Origin of the sequence: Paenibacillus sp. ClWae2A (assembly GCF_032452295.1) — a bacterium.
Lineage (GTDB): Bacteria > Bacillota > Bacilli > Paenibacillales > Paenibacillaceae > Paenibacillus.
This window is the reverse complement of the sequence record NZ_JAULSQ010000001.1, coordinates 1,200,455-1,218,934: the sequence shown is the minus strand read 5'-3', so window position 1 is coordinate 1,218,934 and position 18,480 is coordinate 1,200,455. Positions and strand designations below refer to the sequence as shown.

Here is an 18,480-nt window from a genome sequence, read left to right as displayed (position 1 = left end):
TAGGAAATAGTGTAGAATCAGTGTTTTAGCAAAAGAACTTTTTAGTAAATTATAGTAATCTAATACTGAATTGAGGAATTAAACATGGCGATTATTGACGTAATTAAGTATGATGGCTCACCTGATGTGTTTGCTTGGAAACATCCTGAGACTGAACTGGGAACATGGACTCAGTTAATTGTGAATCAATCTCAACAAGCAATTCTTTTCAAGGATGGAAGAGCGCTTGATATGTTTGGACCCGGAAGGCATACGCTGAATACTGCGAATATCCCAATCTTGAACCGACTCGTTAACCTTCCGTTCGGAGGAAAATCACCTTTTGCAGCAGAAGTATGGTATGTCAATCAAGTAAGCGCATTGGACGTTAAATGGGGAACGGCGAATCCGATTCAGATCCAGGATCCCAAGTATAATATTATTGTTCCCGTAAGAACATTTGGACAAATGGGAATTAAAATTTCGGATTCACGAAAGTTTTTGGTCAAGCTTGTGGGCACACTGCCTGAGTTTAACCAAGTTAATATGATTAATTACTTCCGCGGGCTGATTATCATGAATATTAACTCCATGTTGTCATCATATCTAATACATAGAAAAGTAAGTGTTTTGGAGATCAATGCCTATATCGCCGAGATATCACGACATTTTGCAGATACGGTAGCTTCTACTTTTGAAGAATTTGGTATTGAGTTAATTAACCTGTATATTCACAATGTCAATCTGCCCGAAGAAGACCCTTCAGTCATTCGATTAAGAGAAGCGCTGGCACGCAAAGCTGAGATGGATATCATTGGGTACACATACCAGCAAGAACGTTCGTTTGATACGCTTGAAGGTGCAGCGAAGAATGAAGGAAGCATGCAGTCAGACATCATGGGCGCAGGGCTTGGTATGGGCATGGGGGTTGGTCTGGGTGGTTCTTTCAGTGGCGAGATGTCCCAGATGTCTAAAGTGATGTCTACGAAGGAAACGCCTGCAGTAAGTATATGTAAGCAGTGTCATCATCCGAACCAGGAGAACAGCTCTTTTTGCAGCAAATGTGGCAATTCATTAGCCGAAAAATCGGTAGCAACAACAGATTGTAATAATTGTGGACATGCCTTGCCAAAGGGAACCAAATTCTGTTCTAACTGTGGTGACAAATACCATGCATGTCCTTCATGTGGGGCGGATAATGCGGAGAACGCATTGGAATGTATCCAATGTCATCAACCGATGCCTAGCCCATGCCCAAATTGTAACCATATGAATTCCGGTCATACAAAATTCTGTGGCAACTGTGGCACAAGTTTAAGCTTGAAATGTAGTCGGTGCCAACATGAAGTAAAACCCGGCCAGAAGTTCTGTCTCGATTGCGGAAACAATCTGCAAGAAGGAGGACAGTCATAGTGATGGTAAAACGGAGCAATCTCTTGATTTTGGATGTTGTCTATTTCATATGCATGTTCGTATCGTCAATCGTCTCATTTACGCTGTTTAATCATGCGCTACTATCATTTTCGTTTTGGATGAATCTCGTTGCTTCTTATGTAGCGATTACGGCTATTTGGATCTACGCACGGTTCATCATGCAAAATATGGATAGGTTTAAACGATTTGTTCCAGGTTACACAGCGTTAGGTGTAGTATTGGTTATTTATCTGATTTGTGTGATGATCTACACGTTGTTAACAGGTTCAGCAGATCATGCGTTTCGCTGGTTCGTATTGTTACACACGGTAACGATTGCGATCGCAATTATTTTGTGCGGAATCATTATGATCTATATTCAGAGTGCGCGCCGTCATGAAGCAGATGAACATACAAAAATCGGAAACTTACATTTAATCGAAAAAGCTTTACAGCAATTGCTTCACACCATGGTGCAACAACCCGTCCTAACTGTGGAAGAGGAGCGCAAAACCGTTGAATCATTAATTGAACTTGTAAAGTATAGTGACCCAATCACTCCGGATTCACTTGAGAAAAATGACCGCCAGATCTTGATGGACATTGAATTGATGAACAGTGAGCTTGCAAATCAATACGAAGCAGGGGAATTGGTAAATAGTGAACGTCTTGCTTCGCAACTATCCCAGTTAAAGTTCCGTTTGAAAGAGCGCAATCAACAGATCATGACATGCAAATCATAAATTGCAGGAGGAAATGCCGTGAAAAGATTTTTTGGAATTATATTAATTATCATTTCGTGTCTGACGATCCTGTTCTCTTTAATCATGCTGTCTGAAGGAACGGAGATGGCCATTTTTAGTACAATTGTGTTTTTTATACCAGGGGTTATCGTACTTGTTACGGGCATTAAAATGTGTGGTCGACCTAAATCTCGTTCTAACACTGAACAACACCATCATTACGATTCTAATGATAATCAATATTACGAAGATCAGCATCATGAGAAATATGACGAGGCACCTCAAGAATCTGTAGCCGTGAATTGTTCAGGGTGTGGAGCCAAGGTAAAGGTATATCCTACTTTGTCTGCGGATTGTGAGTATTGCGGAACAACGATGAGGATCTCGTAAACTGCATAGGAGGAATCGTGTTGTTAAGGAAGTTATTTGGACTCTTTTTCATGTTTTATGCCATTGCGATCCCGATTGCCATGTTTAATGCAAATAATTTCAGAGGTACTAAAAATCTCATTGCTATGGCTGGAGTTATTATCGTTGAATTTTTATTTTTATATTTGGGTATTGCGTTGCTGAGAAAAAAACGAGTCCCGGAGCGAAAGTTTTATAGTGAAGTCTATGAAAGTGATTCCGATCGTGAAGATGTGAATCCGCATACTTATTCAAGTTACAATAGTAACACCGTGAATTACAGCAATCATAATACAATTAACTATACAGAGATCAATTTCTCGGATAAGGAAAACACTGAAGAGAAAGTAGAAGAAAAAGTTGAAGAGCCACAAAGACCTGTTTCAGTGAGTTGCCCGGGATGTGGGGCGAAGGCAAAAGTGCTTCCTAAGCAATCAACGGACTGCGAGTATTGCGGAACAACAGTTGTAGCAACTTAGAACGGTTCAGAATGGATACGTGAAGGGTTAGCCTGATTCCTATGGAGTCAGGCTTTTTATCTCTTCAATTTTGAATCTAAAAGTCCCCCAAACGATCAAATCGTCATATAATTCCACGTGAGTTGCCTTAATGTGGTCCCGATAATGAAACGTTTCGAATTTACATTTATAAGTAATCCATATTATATTCAGTTTTTGTAAGCGTTTTATTTTCTTGTTTACGGAAATGGGAAAATTATGATAACATATACACGAAACGTTTCGAATCCATTTGAAGGGAGAAAATTATGAAAAAAGCAAAAAAATTCAGCTTCATTTTAACTTTTTGTCTGTTAGCTAATCTAGCTTTAACTCCTATGGCTTCAGCAGGTGACTCAAGCCATTTAATTGGATTTCGAGCAGAATTGAAAGCGATTGCATATAAGACCTATACGTTTTTTGAGGACTATACGGATCAGAATACCGGCTTGACTTACGATGAAGTACGGCTCACTGAAAACGGGACAGAAGAAGCTAAACGTACCTCGCCCACGAACATCGCAATGTATATGATGAGTACCGTTTCAGCGCAACAATTGGGCATTATTTCTAAGAAAGAAGCTGTACATCGCCTGCAAACGACTATAAATTCCCTCGAAAAGTTAGAAAAGTGGAACGGCCTATTTTATAACTGGTATAACACAGATGACGGGTCAGTGAAGAAAGATTGGGGACAATTTATTTCCCAAGTCGATAATGGCTGGTTATCCGCTGGTTTAATTGTTGTTGGGCAAGCCTATGAAGAACTTTATGGGGAAACAAGCAAGTTGGTTGAAAATATGAATTATACTCCGCTATATGATCCTGAAGTCGGCCAATTCCGCGGAGGTTATGATGTGGCTAAAGGCGCGCTGACGGACCACCATTATGGGATGTTTTATACGGAACCACGTGTAGGCAGCTATATTGCCATTGGGAAAGGTGACGTTCCCCAAGAACATTGGTGGAAGATGTATCGCACATTACCTCAAGAATGGGATTGGCAAGCTCAGATTCCTCAAGGCAAATCCGTTAAGTACGATGGAGTGGATGTGTTTGAAGGAAGTTATGTATACAAGGATAAAAAGTTCGTGCCAAGCTGGGGAGGCAGCATGTTTGAAGCTCTTATGCCCGGTATGGTCATAAAGGAAAAAGAGCTGGGTACTCAAGCTTTGGGATTGAACAATCAGCGTCATGTCGAATTGCAGATCGAATATGCCAAAGAAAAAGGGTATGCCGCATGGGGCTTTTCACCTTCTGCAACTCCAACAGGTTACAGTGAGTTTGCAGCAACGCCGTTAGGTACCTCAGGTTATAAAGATGGAGCAACGGTAACAGCACACGCAACATTCCTTGCCTTGGATTATGCCCCTGAAGCTGTTCGAAAGAATATTAAAGCTTTAAAGAACTTCAAAATGTTTGGCAAATATGGGTTCTATGACTCAGTCAATGTTGAAACGGGAGAACTTACAAAAGCTTATCTGGCACTGGATCAAGGGATGATTATGGTATCGATCGCTAACTATCTTCAAGATGGCGTTATCCGCGATTATTTTCACAGTGATGTGATAGGGCAGACACCAGAAGAATTATTGAAAAAAGAAGTTTTTTCCATTCAATAAAGGGTTGCTTTAGATTAGAGCAAGTTTACTAACGAAATGGGACGAAGATAAAAAGATGGGCGGAACGAAGCAGGGTATCAGCATGCTTCGTTCCGTTTTTGCGTTTACCATTGATAATGAAGTCGCAGATCGATTAGATTATGGAATTTATCCGGAAAAAGAAAAGGCATTTACAATGGCGATTTTAAGACTTACGTTGTGGGGCATAAGCGCAAAGAAAGACGCGTACGCCTTCAGTGATGATACGTTTAGTTTGTTCCTCCTCTAATGTCCCGATTTTTCCCGGTTGATTGAATACCAATAAAAACGTTAATGCAGCGAAGTGCTTTGCAGCCATTTTAGGATCAATCACATCGAGCAGTCCGTTTTGTCCAAACTCTGTAAACCTCCTGATAATTCCCTCTTCAGTTGCGTTATCCAGCCTTTCAAAAAACGAGTCTGGCAGGTTGGCAGCTTCCACCATAACCAGACGGATCAAAGCCTTGTAATCGGACGAACCGTTTGCAGAAGCTACGATTTGTTCACAAAATAAGATGAGTGCCTGCTCAAGATCTTCGAATTTCCAGAGGTGGTCTGAAATCCCTTGCTCAATCATGACCAGAACCGCCGAACTGGATTCTTCAACAACGGCAAGCAGTAGGTTCTGTTTGTCGCCATAATAATCATAAACTGTCCGTTTGGAAACTCCGGCTTTAGTTGCGACCGCATCGACGCTGGAACGATCAAACCCGTCTGAAAGAAACAGCTCTCGTGCCGCTGCAATAATTTTAGCTCGTTTGTCTGAAGAACCTTTGCGAATTCTCTTGTTTTCCGTATTATCCATTCTTACGTTTCCCCCTGTATAGGTATACTTTCAGAATTCGATTAGAGTCCTGCTTTACAAACTACACTGTACGGTGTAGTGTAACAAATGTAGCGTATCAAATCAATGATCAAGGAGGTTTTTATCCATGAACACCATACCGTCTATTGTTGATGTTCTCATTGTTGGGGCCGGACCCACAGGGCTTACACTTGCCTGCGACCTTGCCCGTCGAAACGTCAACCATCGTATTATTGAACGAAGCACCGTGTATAACGTTGCATCTCGCGCCAAAGGAATCCAGCCTCGCTCGCTTGAAGTCGTCGATGATTTGGAAGCCGTTCACTACATTGTTGATACAGGTGTTGTGGACTTGCCTGTTCGTTATTATACCGCAGATGGCAGAAGTGTGGACAAGCCGACTATTACCGTTGCAGCCAGCGCCGAACTTGAGACACCCTATCGTGATCCGGTCTGGATTGCTCAATTTGATGTGGAAAAAGCATTGCGCGACCGATATGCAGTATTTGGCGGTCAAGTTGAGTTGGGTATGGAAGCTGTAGGGCTTGTTCAGGATGTGGATGGTGTAACGGTAAACGTGAATACACCACAAGGAGAAGAGCAAATTCGTGCTCGTTATGTAGTCGGCGCTGACGGGGGCAAAAGCAACATCCGTAAATTTATTCACTTACCGTTGGTTGGCGAAACACATGATCATGAGCGATGGTATCTTGGCGATGTACGATTGGAAGGGTTAGATCGTGACCATATCCATATCTGGACTTCTTCGGAGGGGATGGTCGGGGTGACGCCGCTGCCAAAATCCGATATTTGGCAACTGCAGGCTACAATTCCGGCAGACATCGATGAACCAGAGCAGCCGTCGCTAGAGGCGTATCAAGCCATGTTTGACCGTCGCGCCGGGTCCAGACGCGTTCGGCTTACGGATGCTTCTTGGTTGTCCATTTACCGGGTCAACGTTCGTATGGTTGAATGTTACCGAAACAACCGGGTTTTTCTTGCCGGTGATGCGGCTCATGTTCATTCGCCGGCCGGCGGTCAAGGCATGAATACGGGAATACAGGATGCATACAACCTCGGCTGGAAGCTGGCGGCTGTCATCCGCGGAGCGGACACCGCCTTACTCGACACGTACGATGAAGAGCGCCGCCCAGTGGCTCAAGCCGTGCTTAAAGACAGCACAAAGAAGATGGGAGGCGTCATAGGAACGGCGACAGAAGGCGGAGGGTTGTCCCAATCCTTGAGCACCATATCCGACGATCTGACGAGTGGGCTCCTCATTTCCTATCGTTCAAGTTCGCTTACCCATCCGTCTGCTCGAACAAAGGCTACCCGTTTACTTCCTGGAGATCGTGCTCCTAATGCTACGGGACTGCAAGGTACCGGGTTTGCAGGAAGTGTCTTTGACCTCTTGCGCGGCCCACACTGGACACTTTTGGCTTTTGCAAACTACATCGATCCTTCTCTGAAGAACTTCAGGAACGATGCACTCCACTTGCATTATATCCTTCCATCGAAGGTGGAGGGGGCGGAAGGCATAATTGACACTGCAGGGAACGCCTATCGAATTTACGATGTTGCAAGTAAAGAACTTGTATTGATTCGTCCTGACGGTTACATCGCCCTGCGCACCTCCCTTGATGATACCGCATCGATCCTGAATTACTTGAATTTGTGTGGCTTATCATAGGATCGAGCGACCCAAGGTTCTGTCCGAGTCATGCCGAATTGCTTTGCGATGGGCGAGGCCGCAGGTGCGGCTTCGGCAATTCTGGCGGAGAAAGGCTCACGCCAAACACGCTAGTGAGCATATGGAAATAAATCAAAAATTAGTTATGCCCACCAGCTCCATAAATTGTGAGAGAGCACTTGTCATGTACGAGTCACGTCGTCTTATAAACACCGTGGGCACTTTTCCATACGATTCTGGTAATGGATGACAGCTAATTTTCCCCTGCTCTATGCGTGATTCAACCATCGACACGGGTAAAACAGTGACTCCTAGCCCGTTCTCGACACATTTAAGGACACCCTCTAGTGTGCCATATTCCATGACCTTCATAGAAGCATAACCATTGTCCTCTAGCCATCGCTGCCAACGTCCCAAATAGATGCAATGGGCGAAAGACGAAAGCAGTGGTTCATGTAAAATCGATTCTAATTGAAAGGGCTTGGGAGAGAAACTCGTAATCAAAACTAAAGATTCTTCAAACACAGGGTATTCAACAATCTCCGGATGAAGAATGGGTCCATCCACAAATGCACCGTCTACCTTATATTCGAGAATGGTACTTACTTGATCTACGGTAGGTGCCATATATAAGCTTAATTCTACTTGTGGAAATTTCTTGTGATATTGTGTGAAGATCAATGGCAATCGTGTAGAAGCAGTTGACTCCATAGCTCCAATGCGCAAGGTTCCCCGCGGGGCAGATGAAAGCTTAACTGCCTCAATCGCTTCCTCGAAATCATAAAGCAACTTGTTTACATGCGGCAACAGCTCACGTCCTGCCGGCGTTAAGGATACCTTCTTATGATATCGATATAACAGAGGAACGCCCAATTCTTGCTCAAGACGTTGTATTCGTGCAGTAACGTTGGACTGTACATAATTCAATTTCTCAGCAGCCTTGGTGATGCTTTGTTCAATGGCTACTGCCTTAAACACTTCTAAAGACCTAATATCCAAAAAAGCCGTCTCCTTTTGCATCACAAATGATGATGATCTATATCCTTTTATTTAATTTTACGTGATGCATTATAGGATGTAAACTGAATGAATCAGAGGGATTAACACCATTGCCAATGGGTTGAAGAAGGAGTGTTTAATATGAGTTATCACCCTATTAATTTTAATGAAAAATTATCTAAGTTCAATGAACATTGGTCTCCAAAAGTTATTGGTGAAATGAATGATTATCAGTTTAAATTGGTTAAAATCGAAGGGGATTTTGTATGGCACGATCATCAAGATACCGATGAGGTGTTTATCGTGATCAAAGGGGTGATGTTTATCTATTTCCGCGATGGCCAAGTAAAGATTTCCGAAGGAGAGATGTTCATTGTACCAAAAGGAGACGAACACAAAACGTTTGCACACCAGGAATGTCATATCATGATGGTAGAGCCCAGGGGAGTAGTAAATACTGGCGAAACCGAGTCGGAATTAACAGCAGTCAATGATATTTGGATCTAATGAAGTTGATGAAACAATACAGACATACTGTCAGGATACAATAATATTGTTCCATTGAAAGTCGCCTAGATAGCGGCTTTTTTTATTGGTAGTTATCGAGATCCTTTAGAGGATTTCTTCTTCGTATTTAATACCTCAAATGCTTCTGTCAAAAAATCCATGGTATGTTTAGGTACCAACGACTCATAGGGTTTTACGTTTTTATAAAATTCTTCGTTCTTTATTTCGTCATTGAGAATCAGATTATTGAATTGGGTATTTGCAATGAGGTCTTTCAACTGTTGCTGTATGGAAGGATGATCTGGTTTAAGATCGTTTACGGCAGCTCGATGGACAAGCAATAACAAATTGTATATTTGTTCATCCAAGTAAGTTTGCTTAGAGATATCCTCTGGAAACACCTTTTCAATCATATCTGTAGAAACATACTTTTGAAGCAGCTTTTTTTGAGCCTCCTCAACACGCATCGAGTTCATAAGCAGCATGAGTAATTCTGAGTTTAATTCATTGAATTGATCTTTCTCCGTTAACCATTTTATTCGTTCAATTAATGCTAAAGAACAATCAATAGCTTTTCTCTTTTGTTTAAGCGATTGTTCTTGTACTCTAACTATTTCATCAAAAGAATATTGCGGATTTTCCAAACAGACTTTAATCTCGTTTAATGAAAGTCCTAAACTTTGCAATAATTGGATTTCATGAAGCCTTTTAAAATCCTCATTTACATATACATAATGATCATTTTCGTTTTTTTGTGAGGGTACCAATATGCCAAGTTGTCGATAATGTCGTAACGTACGAACTGTTGTGTCCGCCAGCTTTGCAAATTTACTCACTGTTAATCGCATCTAACGTCCCTCTTTTCAAATAATCAGTTCTTGTATTTTCGTGCCAGAATTATTCCAATAGAAATATTATAAATGACATGTGCAAGGATTGGGGGAATTAACGACCCCGTAAAATAAAAGAGTAGTGCAAAAATCAAACCATTTACAAACACAACTATAAGGATACCCGTAGTTCCTTTATATTGAGGAACATGTATTATCCAGAATAGAAAAGTGCTTATTAGAATGACGAGCCAATCCACGACCAAAGAATATCCAATAAATAATCCGATCAGGACACCTCTAAAAAAGAATTCTTCAAATATACCACCTATCGCCGTCAAAGCTATACCACTTGGTCTGATCATTATTTTTTTAATCATATCTGACCCCTCAGTTGTAGGGAGTTCTGTTCTTGTTCTGGTGAATGTAATTAGAACAATCGTAGTAATAAAAAAACTAAAAATAAGACCCATGATGATTGTGGATAACATACTAATCTTGTTAGGCATGAATAAGGAAGCTATAAATGGTAACATTCCTCCCCACTTAAATATTCCAATAAAAACCAATCCAATAAATAGAAAAGCTGATTGCGTTAATAATGCTAGCAACAGTATTTTATACTGTTCCTTTGCATGGGTCTCAGACATAATGAAAACTCCTTCTATCACATTTTTTTTCATTATAGATTGTGACGTAGCGTCCCCCGCAACCGATTTTTTTATCAGAATATTGATCAGCAGTTACTTACACATATCGTGCAACAGACTAGACTGCATTTAAAATTTCCACTTCCTAGCACTGCTTTATATTCGTTGATATCTTATTAAATTAGAATTAAGGGGAAAATAGAGTGTAAGAAATTCTATTCATGCAAAAAAGGGTCCTGCCATTTTCATAACAGGACCCTTTTTGTGTAAACTAGAAATCCCTCATACGATCAAATACCTCATATAATTCCTCGTGATTAACCTTAATCAGATCATCTTGACGCAGTTCCAAATTCTCCTGTAACTGATTCAGTAACTCCGTTAGAACAACATAAATCTCTTCACGCTCAACAGTTTCAATAAAGCCGGTCCTGGCATCCATCTTGTTGAAGGTCTGTGTGTAGTTCTCAACCATGGAGACGAGCTGTTTGTGCATAACTTTCTGGTTGTTACATTCTTGACTTAACTGACGGATTTCCTTCAAGCACTGCTTGTACAATTGAGCTGCTTTTTTGGCGTGAGCTGCCTTGATGTGGTCCCGTCCATCCCAATCCCGAAATGGATTGTTCAGGTTCTCCGCAAGCCATTCCGGTTTGCGTGCTTTAGTGATCTCTATATCAAGTCCGGCAGCAGCGGATTTTTTATATCTTGTTTTGATCGATTTGGATGCATCGGCAGGCAGGCTGGTTAGCCACAGCGTAGCCAATTTTGGAAGTTGCTCTGGATCAGGGAATTCCTCACCATTGAAGCCAAACAGGTCATATGTAGTGAAGGTTTGCAAATTCGCCAAATGCTGAATCGATTCTATATGGGATAGATTTCCGGGTTTACCCCACAATCGCAACTCTGAAAGCTCAGGATAATACTGTACAAGTGGCTCCAGATTGAGTTCCGTAATCTCTCTGATATACAGACCGGCAAGTCGTGAGATACCCGTAACCTGTGGCATTCCCGATGGAACATTGAGAGTGATGCATTTACCTTCTTCATGAGCCACGATACGCAGACCAGGAGACAGCTCCCCTGTAAAATTCAGACTTTTCATCTTAAAGTTCAAAATTAACTCCTTCAACCCGCTGACATCCACAATAAGTTTGGTCAGGTGACTGTTGCTGATATCGAGCATCATTTGACCATGATGTATGATATGAAGTTCATTAATGAACGGATTATCCTCTATAAATGGAAAGATCGATTCCGTATATCCATCCATTTCAATATGTGTCAGGCAAGGTAGCTTTGCGAGTTCGGCTACATCTTCCACAGATTTAGGGCTGAAATCGCGGAGTGTACTTGTACTGCGCCGCATTACACGATTGCCAACCATGACTTCTTTGTCATCATCCGCAGCTTGTTTGAACTTCGCTCTTCGGATCGCATCGATGCTTTCCCATTCACGCTGGAGATAGAGACTTTCTCCGGTAGGCCAGCCTCCTCCATACGTATTTGTTTCCTCGGTGTAGAGAGGAGGGATATTGCCTGCAAGCACATACTGTGAAGGAACATTAGCACTCACGAAACTATGGGAAAGTCGATCATTCCAGAAATAGATGTTACAGATCAGCGGTTTCATCTGATTAAGCTGCATTTCATTAGGCAGTTGATCACCAGTCCAATCCAACTGAAGGACGGAGGCAAGCGTGTCAGAAGTTTTACCCTCCGTTTCTTTCAGTCCAATTACCTGGCAGGCTGTATATTGTTGTAATTTTTCGACGTACACGCAGTATACATCTCCAACATTGGGGATCATGTTATGCTCCTTTCGTTCTGCATCAATCGATGCTAAGCTACTTGTAAACCAAGTATTCTGCAGAACTAATGATAGATGAATTATATCAAAGTCATTCAGAGACTACCATTTTGAGATAGAGTCGAACAGGCTTGAATGCTTTTATAAAAAGGAACAATGTCTATGGATACAGGTATAAGCCGTAACAAAAAACTGGGTGATTTTTTGAAATCACGGAGAAGCCACATTCAACCAGAACAAGTTGGATTGTCAGGATCTTATGGACAGCGAAGAACACCGGGTCTAAGGCGGGAAGAAGTAGCGGTATTATCTTTCTATTCTCCGGCATACAGTACAACAATGAGATGTATGCCCAAGGAGGAGAAATGATCGTATGATGAATCCGATTTTGCAAGCCCCGAATGTTCCGCTGGCAGCCGATTCCAATGCGGTTGTCAATTATCAGAGGGATTCACGCAACTATGTAACCCAGTTGTTTGGAGAACAGCTGCCGACCATTGCGAATGGTTTCTTCAACGTGCACTTAAGCAAAGGAATTATTGTGCAACCGCACTGGCACACCAATGTTACGGAGATGGTTGTGGTCATCACCGGTGAAATTACAGCGTCAGTCTTCAATCCGTTTATGCGTGAACGATTGACATATCGTCTGAAACCAGGTCAGGTTGTGGTATTTCCGAAAGGCTGGTTTCACTGGTTTGTGGCTGAGACAGATGATGTATATGTATTAACTATCTTTGATCAACCAACGCCTGATATTGTGTTTGGAGCGGATTTCTTGGCAGCTACACCGCCGGAGGTGGCTCACCGCGCGTACTGTTTGGATGAAGAGGCATATGCGAGAGCTGTTGCGTCTATTAAAAATGATGCGATTTTGGGCCCTCAAATAGGGTGTGATACACAGGTTTCTGATCAATCGACTTCACCCTCCAAAACGTCCGTGTCACCATCCAATAAACAGAAGTCTTAATTCAGATTCTTTATTCATTATCAAACTACAGAGCCTGTAACTGGAGAATAACAGTTGCAGGCTTTTTGATGTGTCGATGTAATACTCGTATGAAGTCCATGGAGGGGATTGGTATTATATTAGAAAAAAATTAAAAATGTCTGAGTCGGTGTATTACGTTCTCTGTTAGTATAGTATGAACATCCAACAAAAACGGAGGACTCATGAATGAACATGTCAGAAATGGAAACGCTTGAAACTGCGATGAGTTATGCACCTGTCTTGATGTTTGACAGAAACGAACCCTTTTATCCGGATTTTGTTGGCATTTCTGTGCTGCATCAATCCGGGCCTTCACCATCGTTCAAAAGGAACATTGAGTTTCCAAGCGAGGTAGTACAATATGTGATTGAATATGCAATTTGGTGGGATTATGAGATTGGCCATCTGTATGAAATGGAGCATGTATGGGTATATGTCGGTCATGACGGAGAGGTAGTGGACTGTGAAGCCAGCTTTCATGGAAAGGTACTGCGCGGATTATTGAAGGAACGGGTCAATGTGGTTGGACATCATGTATGTCTGTACTCGCAGCCAGGCAAACATGCTTTCTCACCACTTCCAGTTGTATTTGAGTTATTGCCAAACCTATATAGTGCAGCAGGTGCCGAAGCTGGATGTGATGGGCTACTTGTGAATGAGTTGTTTCAAGGTTATTTTGAAACGAATGAACAGATCGATGCTCAGGTGGAGCGTTATCTGCAGACCAAAGCATTCGTACCTACCATGGAGTTCGAAGAATATTTACTCAAACCAGAGATGTTCATGACGTGGGATAACCTGTTTGGTATTATTCCACACAGGATTAAGGACCGCTTAATGGAACTTGAGCAGTTATATAACACATAAGTAATTAGTTTTAAACGGGTTTTATGTTAATTTAAAGTATGTTTTTTCGATTCAAAACCAAACTTTGTTGATTCGAGTTTGGTTTTTTTTATGGGAGTATGGACTCATTATGAGTGTGTGTTTATTGGACTTAAGTCTTAAAATGTTGAGTGTAAACATCAAAATATATAATTTTTTTTCATGGAAAATGATATGTGTGTTAGACGGAAGAACTATACAACTTCTTATGTAAATATAAGAAGATCATCTCATATGAAATTTTTGTATGGAGATGTATGTGGAAGTCAATACGGAATATTGAATATACGTATATATGCAAGTGAAAATAACAATTTAATAGGCAAAAAGTATAAAATATATTAAAAATAAGATTCTTTATATCTGAAATAAAAATTCATAATAGTGCAAATTTATAGAAATAAAAATCTCCTATTCAGTTTTAATATATTTATGTCGAAATAGATCGTAAGTTGTCTGGAGCGCGACCTAGAGAAGGGTTTACCAAGCGTTATATACATAACTGGACACTAAGATGCCTAGGAGGAGATTACATGAAGTGGTTTGGAAATTTGAAAACAGCAACAAAGATTATCTCAGCATTTTTAATTGTGTCGATAATCCTAGCGGGGCTTGGCGTCTACTCTGTAGTAACATTGAGAAGTACGAATGAACGAATGCAAGAGATGTATAACAACAATCTAATCTCTGTGAAAGAATTATCCTCTGCTCAGATTGATTATCAAAGAATGCGTGTGAATGTACGTGATTTAAGCTTCGAAACCGTAGAAACTGAAAAAACTCGGATCACGGAGAACATCGCTTCGATCCGTCAGAGTGTGAATGATCGCCTGACCATCTATCGTCCGCTTGCAACAACCGCTGAAGAAATAGAATTACTCCGTAATTTTGATGCGGAATATCCAGGATATTTAACAATGTTTGAACGAGCAACTAATCTGGCTGTTGCAGATGATCAAAGTGTCTTTAATACCTACCTTAAATCTGAGCTTAAACCTCAAGGGGACAAGATTGTTGAGCTCCTTACCAATTTGATCGACCTTAATGAAAGTTTGGCTGAACAGGCGAATATACAATCTCAGGCTGCCTATTCACAAGCATTTAAAATAACGATAATTCTTGTGGTTTTGTCCGTACTCTTCAGTATCCTCATTGGGTATATCATCTCTCGCTCCATTTCGAAGCCACTCGTGGCTATGCTGGGTCTAGCTACGGAAGTTGCCAACGGAAATCTAACCCTTAAGTCAGACATCTCCAGCAAAGATGAGGTGGGTCAACTGGCTGCGGCATTGAATCGTATGGTAGACAATCTGAGAGAGTTAATTAATAACATTGTGATGAACTCCCAAAGTGTTGCTGCTTCTTCGGAACAGATCTCAGCCAGCACCCAGGAAATTGCAAGCACAAGCACGAGCCAATCCAGTGAGGCAGGAAATATCTCCGAATTGTTCAAGGAGCTTTCACTTGCCATTAACTCGGTAGCTGCAAGTGCGGAAGAAGCGGCAGAACTGTCCAACGATACTGTGAAGACTGCTCGTGAAGGTGGACTTGTTGTACAGACTTCATTGGAAGGTATGCAAGCCGTTAATACAAAAATGACCAAGCTTGAAGATGATTCTCGTAAAATCGGTGACATTATTGAAGTGATTGACGATATCGCTGAGCAGACGAATCTGCTTGCGCTGAATGCTGCAATTGAAGCGGCACGTGCGGGAGAACAAGGGCGAGGATTCGCTGTAGTAGCAGATGAAGTCCGGAAGCTTGCCGAACGAAGCGGCGAGGCGACCAAAGAAATTACAGCCATCATCAAAGCAATGCAGGAAAACACGAGACAAAGTGTACAGGCCGTAGCAGCCAGTGTTGAGCAGTCTTCCATGACTGGACAGGCTTTTGATCAGATCATTGATATGGTCAATAACTCCTCACAGAAAGTAAACGAAATTGCTGCTGCATGTGAAGAAGAAGCAGCCCAAGCCGCAGAGGTGATGAGCTCTGTTGAATCCATCTCGGCTTCCAGTGAAGAATCTGCGGCTGCATCAGAAGAGACTGCGGCAACCTGCCAGTCTTTGGCACATCTTGCTGAAGAGTTGGCGAAATCTGCGGCTGCCTTCAAAACCCAATAAACCAATTGAATTGAGGGTGAATCGATGTCTTCACTTCAGAAGGAACAATATATTGAACTGTCTGTAGGTGCAGAGACCTGCGCTATTCGAATCGAAGAAATTCACGAAATTATTAAAATGCTCAGCATCACAGATATCCCATTCAGCCGTACAGAGATCAAAGGGGTAGTTAATCTGCGTGGCAAGGTTGTATGTGTGATGAGTCTGCGGAACCTGCTGGGTATGCCGGATGAACCGGACACCAGAGCGACTCGTATTATCGTAGTTCGACATCAGGATGAATATATTGGCTTGATCGTGGATCGAGTGAACAAGGTAACCACATATTCGGAAATACATCCGCCAACCGGAGGATATGGTCGAAACCGTGAAGGCTTTTTCCATGGTGTGGGTCAACAGGAAGACAAGCTGGTGGGCATTTTGAAACTGGACGAAATATTGGGCGGTTAGGGAGGTATATACGAATGATGGATTTGTCTGCCTACCGTGACATCTTTATCGAAGAACTGAATGATCAACTTGAACGTATGGATCAGTCTTTACTGGCATTGGAGCTTTCGCCTTCTGTAGAACTGGTTCAGACGTTGTTTCGGGCAGCCCACACCATTAAGGGATCGGCATCCACAATGGATTTTCGTGAATTAAGCGACCTCACGCATGAAGTGGAGTATGCCCTTGAATGGGTCCGGGAGAAAAAACCGGAGATGACTTCGGAGCTAGTTGATACGCTGTTCCGCTCTTTGGACGCCATGAAGGTGCTTCGTGATCAGTATATCCGTGGGGAAGCCTATGCAGATTTTCGAGCGGTAGTACGAGAAATAAAGGATTTAATTCAGAACCCGGCAGTAGTTGGAAAGCTTTTAACACCTCAATTGCAACCAGCAGAATCGATTGTTGCACAGGTGGCTATTGTGTCAGGCAAGCAGTTATTGTCCATTCACATTGTGCTGGAGCAGAAGTGTATGATGAAAGCGGCCAGATATCATATTTTACGACAACGCATCGAGGACATCTGTGGTACGGTTGTCGCTACTTCGCTCATGGAGAGCCAACCGGGCGCGCAGAATGAAGATGATCATTATGGTCAGTTCATCATCATCGTAGCAACGTCGAAGGACCGTCAGCAGCTTAAGGCAGAATTGTCTACAGACTCGGATATTCATATGTTGGAGATTGATCCGTATCTGCTGGAATCCAATGAGGCTGCAGCGACTTCTGCACAACTTGAATTAATTTCTGAACCAGAGCAAACGAAACCAAGCTTGCCTAACGTGACTACATCTGGCTCGGATGAGAAAGTGAAAGCTGCTCAACCTACAGTTCGTGTGAATGTTGAGCGTCTGGACCATTTGATGAATTTGGTCGGTGAACTGTTAATTGATCAAACATCCCTTGCAGATCTGAGTGGATCGGGTGCGCGTAAGGAGTCTTCAACACTCATCCGGAGTATTAGTGGTGTATCCGATCATATGGGCAGGGTGATCAAAGAGCTTCAAGAAGGTGTAATGAAGACACGTATGTTACCTATCGATCAACTATTCAGTCGCTTCCCGAGATTGGTTCGTGACCTATCACAGAAGCTGGGTAAGGATCTGGAACTGGTTATTCAAGGTGGAGAGACTGAGCTTGACCGGATGATTATTGAAGAACTGAGTGACCCGCTGATCCATCTCATCCGCAACAGTGCAGATCATGGCATTGAAAGTGCAGAGGTTCGGGCGCAGAATGGTAAGCCGTCCAAAGGACGTATTACCTTAACTTCATTTCATGAAGAAAACCATGTCGTCATTCGTTATTCGGATGATGGCAAAGGTATCGATGGGGAGAAGATCAAAGCTTCAGCCTTGGGCAAAGGTATCATTAGTGAAGAACAGGCTGCACGCCTAACAACACAGGAAGCTGTCCATCTCATATTTGAGCCTGGTTTCTCCACAGCATCTTCTGTCAGTGAAGTATCGGGGCGTGGCGTTGGAATGGACATCGTGCGTAGCCAGATCGGGCGGCTCAACGGTATCATTGATATTGATACGGAGGTTGGTGTTGGCACCACGTTTACGATTCGTCTACCGCTTACTTTGGCAATTATTAAAGGTCTGCTAGTCAAAGTATCGGGTCGTGTTCTGATATTACCGATGTATAATGTTGCTGAGATTGTTCGAATTTCACCTGAAGATATTCAGATGATTCAGGGGCAACAAGCGATCCTGAATCATGGGCGAATTGTACCCTTTCACAGACTGTGCGACAAGCTCAACTATCCACGAACAGACCGCAAATCCAAGACCATTCCACTGGTGATTGTGCGTTCTGTGGACAAAGTTGCAGCATATGCAGTAGATGAGATTATAGGGAATCAGGAAGTTGTTATTAAGACACTCGGTACGTATCTGGGTGCGATGAACCATCTATCTGGCGCAACGATCCTCGGTAATGGTAAGGTTGCCCTTATATTGGACGCATCCTATCTGGTGAGTCTTTAATCGTTAGATAAACACAAACATTATGCAGGC

At 42.3% G+C, this 18,480-nt stretch carries 17 protein-coding genes and 1 pseudogene; 13 read left to right on the top strand and 5 right to left on the bottom strand.

The features are described 5' to 3' along the window. Positions 1–84 precede the first annotated feature (84 nt). The 5 genes from QVE09_RS05005 (at position 85) to QVE09_RS04985 (ending at position 4,662) form a co-directional block, all read left to right on the top strand. Positions 85–1,392, top strand: coding sequence for an SPFH domain-containing protein (locus tag QVE09_RS05005; RefSeq protein WP_315935936.1), 1,308 nt, complete (start codon positions 85–87; stop codon positions 1,390–1,392). After that, positions 1,392–2,135, top strand: coding sequence for a hypothetical protein (locus QVE09_RS05000; RefSeq protein WP_315935935.1), 744 nt, complete (start codon positions 1,392–1,394; stop codon positions 2,133–2,135). Before QVE09_RS05005 ends, QVE09_RS05000 begins: the two co-directional genes overlap by 1 nt. 18 nt (positions 2,136–2,153) lie before the next feature. Further along, complete coding sequence (locus tag QVE09_RS04995) at positions 2,154–2,525, top strand: hypothetical protein (protein WP_315935934.1); 372 nt, start codon at positions 2,154–2,156, stop codon at positions 2,523–2,525. Positions 2,526–2,545: 20 nt separating this feature from the next. Further along, entirely contained in the window at positions 2,546–3,022 is a 477-nt protein-coding gene (locus QVE09_RS04990; RefSeq protein WP_315935933.1) for a hypothetical protein, read from the top strand. A gap of 287 nt (positions 3,023–3,309) precedes the next feature. Continuing rightward, on the top strand, positions 3,310–4,662 hold the full coding sequence (locus QVE09_RS04985; protein WP_315935932.1) for a glucoamylase family protein: 1,353 nt from the start codon (positions 3,310–3,312) through the stop codon (positions 4,660–4,662). Positions 4,663–4,846: 184 nt separating this feature from the next. Here QVE09_RS04985 and QVE09_RS04980 read toward each other — a convergent pair whose 3' ends face one another. Beyond that, positions 4,847–5,485, bottom strand: coding sequence for a TetR/AcrR family transcriptional regulator (locus QVE09_RS04980; RefSeq protein ID WP_315935931.1), 639 nt, complete (start codon positions 5,483–5,485; stop codon positions 4,847–4,849). A 127-nt stretch (positions 5,486–5,612) separates the two neighbouring features. Between QVE09_RS04980 and QVE09_RS04975 the strand changes: the two genes are divergently transcribed. Both QVE09_RS04975 and QVE09_RS31520 read left to right on the top strand, forming a co-directional pair. Next, a complete protein-coding gene (locus QVE09_RS04975) occupies positions 5,613–7,175 on the top strand; it encodes an FAD-dependent monooxygenase (protein WP_397386999.1) in 1,563 nt (520 codons plus the stop codon). Between the two features lie 15 nt (positions 7,176–7,190). Beyond that, positions 7,191–7,289 (top strand): annotated as a pseudogene (locus QVE09_RS31520) (FAD-dependent oxidoreductase); the annotation flags it as partial. A gap of 18 nt (positions 7,290–7,307) precedes the next feature. On the opposite strand, the gene QVE09_RS04970 reads toward QVE09_RS31520, so the two are convergent. Next, positions 7,308–8,174, bottom strand: a complete 867-nt coding sequence (locus QVE09_RS04970) for a LysR family transcriptional regulator (protein WP_315935930.1) — start codon at positions 8,172–8,174, stop codon at positions 7,308–7,310. 141 nt (positions 8,175–8,315) lie between these two features. Here QVE09_RS04970 and QVE09_RS04965 point away from each other — a divergent pair, with 141 nt between their 5' ends. Then, positions 8,316–8,681: a cupin domain-containing protein gene (locus tag QVE09_RS04965; protein WP_315935929.1), complete on the top strand. Its 366-nt coding sequence runs from the start codon at positions 8,316–8,318 to the stop codon at positions 8,679–8,681. Positions 8,682–8,773: 92 nt separating this feature from the next. Here QVE09_RS04965 and QVE09_RS04960 read toward each other — a convergent pair whose 3' ends face one another. From QVE09_RS04960 to QVE09_RS04950, 3 genes are all read right to left on the bottom strand, one after another. Continuing rightward, positions 8,774–9,529: a MerR family transcriptional regulator gene (locus QVE09_RS04960; RefSeq protein ID WP_315935928.1), complete on the bottom strand. Its 756-nt coding sequence runs from the start codon at positions 9,527–9,529 to the stop codon at positions 8,774–8,776. Between the two features lie 23 nt (positions 9,530–9,552). Beyond that, positions 9,553–10,161, bottom strand: a complete 609-nt coding sequence (locus QVE09_RS04955; RefSeq protein ID WP_315935927.1) for a CPBP family intramembrane glutamic endopeptidase — start codon at positions 10,159–10,161, stop codon at positions 9,553–9,555. Positions 10,162–10,432: 271 nt separating this feature from the next. Further along, positions 10,433–11,971: a hypothetical protein gene (locus QVE09_RS04950; RefSeq protein WP_315935926.1), complete on the bottom strand. Its 1,539-nt coding sequence runs from the start codon at positions 11,969–11,971 to the stop codon at positions 10,433–10,435. Between the two features lie 373 nt (positions 11,972–12,344). On the opposite strand from QVE09_RS04950, the gene QVE09_RS04945 reads away from it, so the two are divergent. The 5 genes from QVE09_RS04945 (at position 12,345) to QVE09_RS04925 (ending at position 18,450) form a co-directional block, all read left to right on the top strand. After that, positions 12,345–12,941 carry a cupin domain-containing protein gene (locus QVE09_RS04945; RefSeq protein ID WP_315935925.1) on the top strand — a complete coding sequence of 199 codons (597 nt, stop codon included), beginning with the start codon at positions 12,345–12,347 and terminating at the stop codon, positions 12,939–12,941. A 207-nt stretch (positions 12,942–13,148) separates the two neighbouring features. Beyond that, complete coding sequence (locus QVE09_RS04940) at positions 13,149–13,829, top strand: hypothetical protein (protein WP_315935924.1); 681 nt, start codon at positions 13,149–13,151, stop codon at positions 13,827–13,829. Positions 13,830–14,380: 551 nt separating this feature from the next. Further along, on the top strand, positions 14,381–15,970 hold the full coding sequence (locus QVE09_RS04935; protein WP_315935923.1) for a methyl-accepting chemotaxis protein: 1,590 nt from the start codon (positions 14,381–14,383) through the stop codon (positions 15,968–15,970). Positions 15,971–15,994: 24 nt separating this feature from the next. Then, positions 15,995–16,420: a chemotaxis protein CheW gene (locus QVE09_RS04930; RefSeq protein ID WP_315935922.1), complete on the top strand. Its 426-nt coding sequence runs from the start codon at positions 15,995–15,997 to the stop codon at positions 16,418–16,420. Positions 16,421–16,434: 14 nt separating this feature from the next. Beyond that, positions 16,435–18,450 carry a chemotaxis protein CheW gene (locus tag QVE09_RS04925; RefSeq protein WP_315935921.1) on the top strand — a complete coding sequence of 672 codons (2,016 nt, stop codon included), beginning with the start codon at positions 16,435–16,437 and terminating at the stop codon, positions 18,448–18,450. The last annotated feature ends 30 nt before the right edge of the window (positions 18,451–18,480 follow it).

Excerpts from the sequence above, each read along its gene's own strand:
- QVE09_RS04930 (WP_315935922.1), top strand. The coding sequence starts at position 15,995 with ATGTCTTCACTTCAGAAGGAACAATATATTGAACTGTCTGTAGGTGCA.
- QVE09_RS04955 (WP_315935927.1), bottom strand. The coding sequence starts at position 10,161 with ATGTCTGAGACCCATGCAAAGGAACAGTATAAAATACTGTTGCTAGCA.
- QVE09_RS04960 (WP_315935928.1), bottom strand. The coding sequence starts at position 9,529 with ATGCGATTAACAGTGAGTAAATTTGCAAAGCTGGCGGACACAACAGTT.
- QVE09_RS04980 (WP_315935931.1), bottom strand. The coding sequence starts at position 5,485 with ATGGATAATACGGAAAACAAGAGAATTCGCAAAGGTTCTTCAGACAAA.
- QVE09_RS04950 (WP_315935926.1), bottom strand. The coding sequence starts at position 11,971 with ATGATCCCCAATGTTGGAGATGTATACTGCGTGTACGTCGAAAAATTA.
- QVE09_RS04965 (WP_315935929.1), top strand. The coding sequence starts at position 8,316 with ATGAGTTATCACCCTATTAATTTTAATGAAAAATTATCTAAGTTCAAT.
- QVE09_RS04985 (WP_315935932.1), top strand. The coding sequence starts at position 3,310 with ATGAAAAAAGCAAAAAAATTCAGCTTCATTTTAACTTTTTGTCTGTTA.
- QVE09_RS04945 (WP_315935925.1), top strand. The coding sequence starts at position 12,345 with ATGATGAATCCGATTTTGCAAGCCCCGAATGTTCCGCTGGCAGCCGAT.
- QVE09_RS04935 (WP_315935923.1), top strand. The coding sequence starts at position 14,381 with ATGAAGTGGTTTGGAAATTTGAAAACAGCAACAAAGATTATCTCAGCA.
- QVE09_RS04975 (WP_397386999.1), top strand. The coding sequence starts at position 5,613 with ATGAACACCATACCGTCTATTGTTGATGTTCTCATTGTTGGGGCCGGA.
- QVE09_RS05005 (WP_315935936.1), top strand. The coding sequence starts at position 85 with ATGGCGATTATTGACGTAATTAAGTATGATGGCTCACCTGATGTGTTT.
- QVE09_RS04940 (WP_315935924.1), top strand. The coding sequence starts at position 13,149 with ATGAACATGTCAGAAATGGAAACGCTTGAAACTGCGATGAGTTATGCA.
- QVE09_RS04925 (WP_315935921.1), top strand. The coding sequence starts at position 16,435 with ATGATGGATTTGTCTGCCTACCGTGACATCTTTATCGAAGAACTGAAT.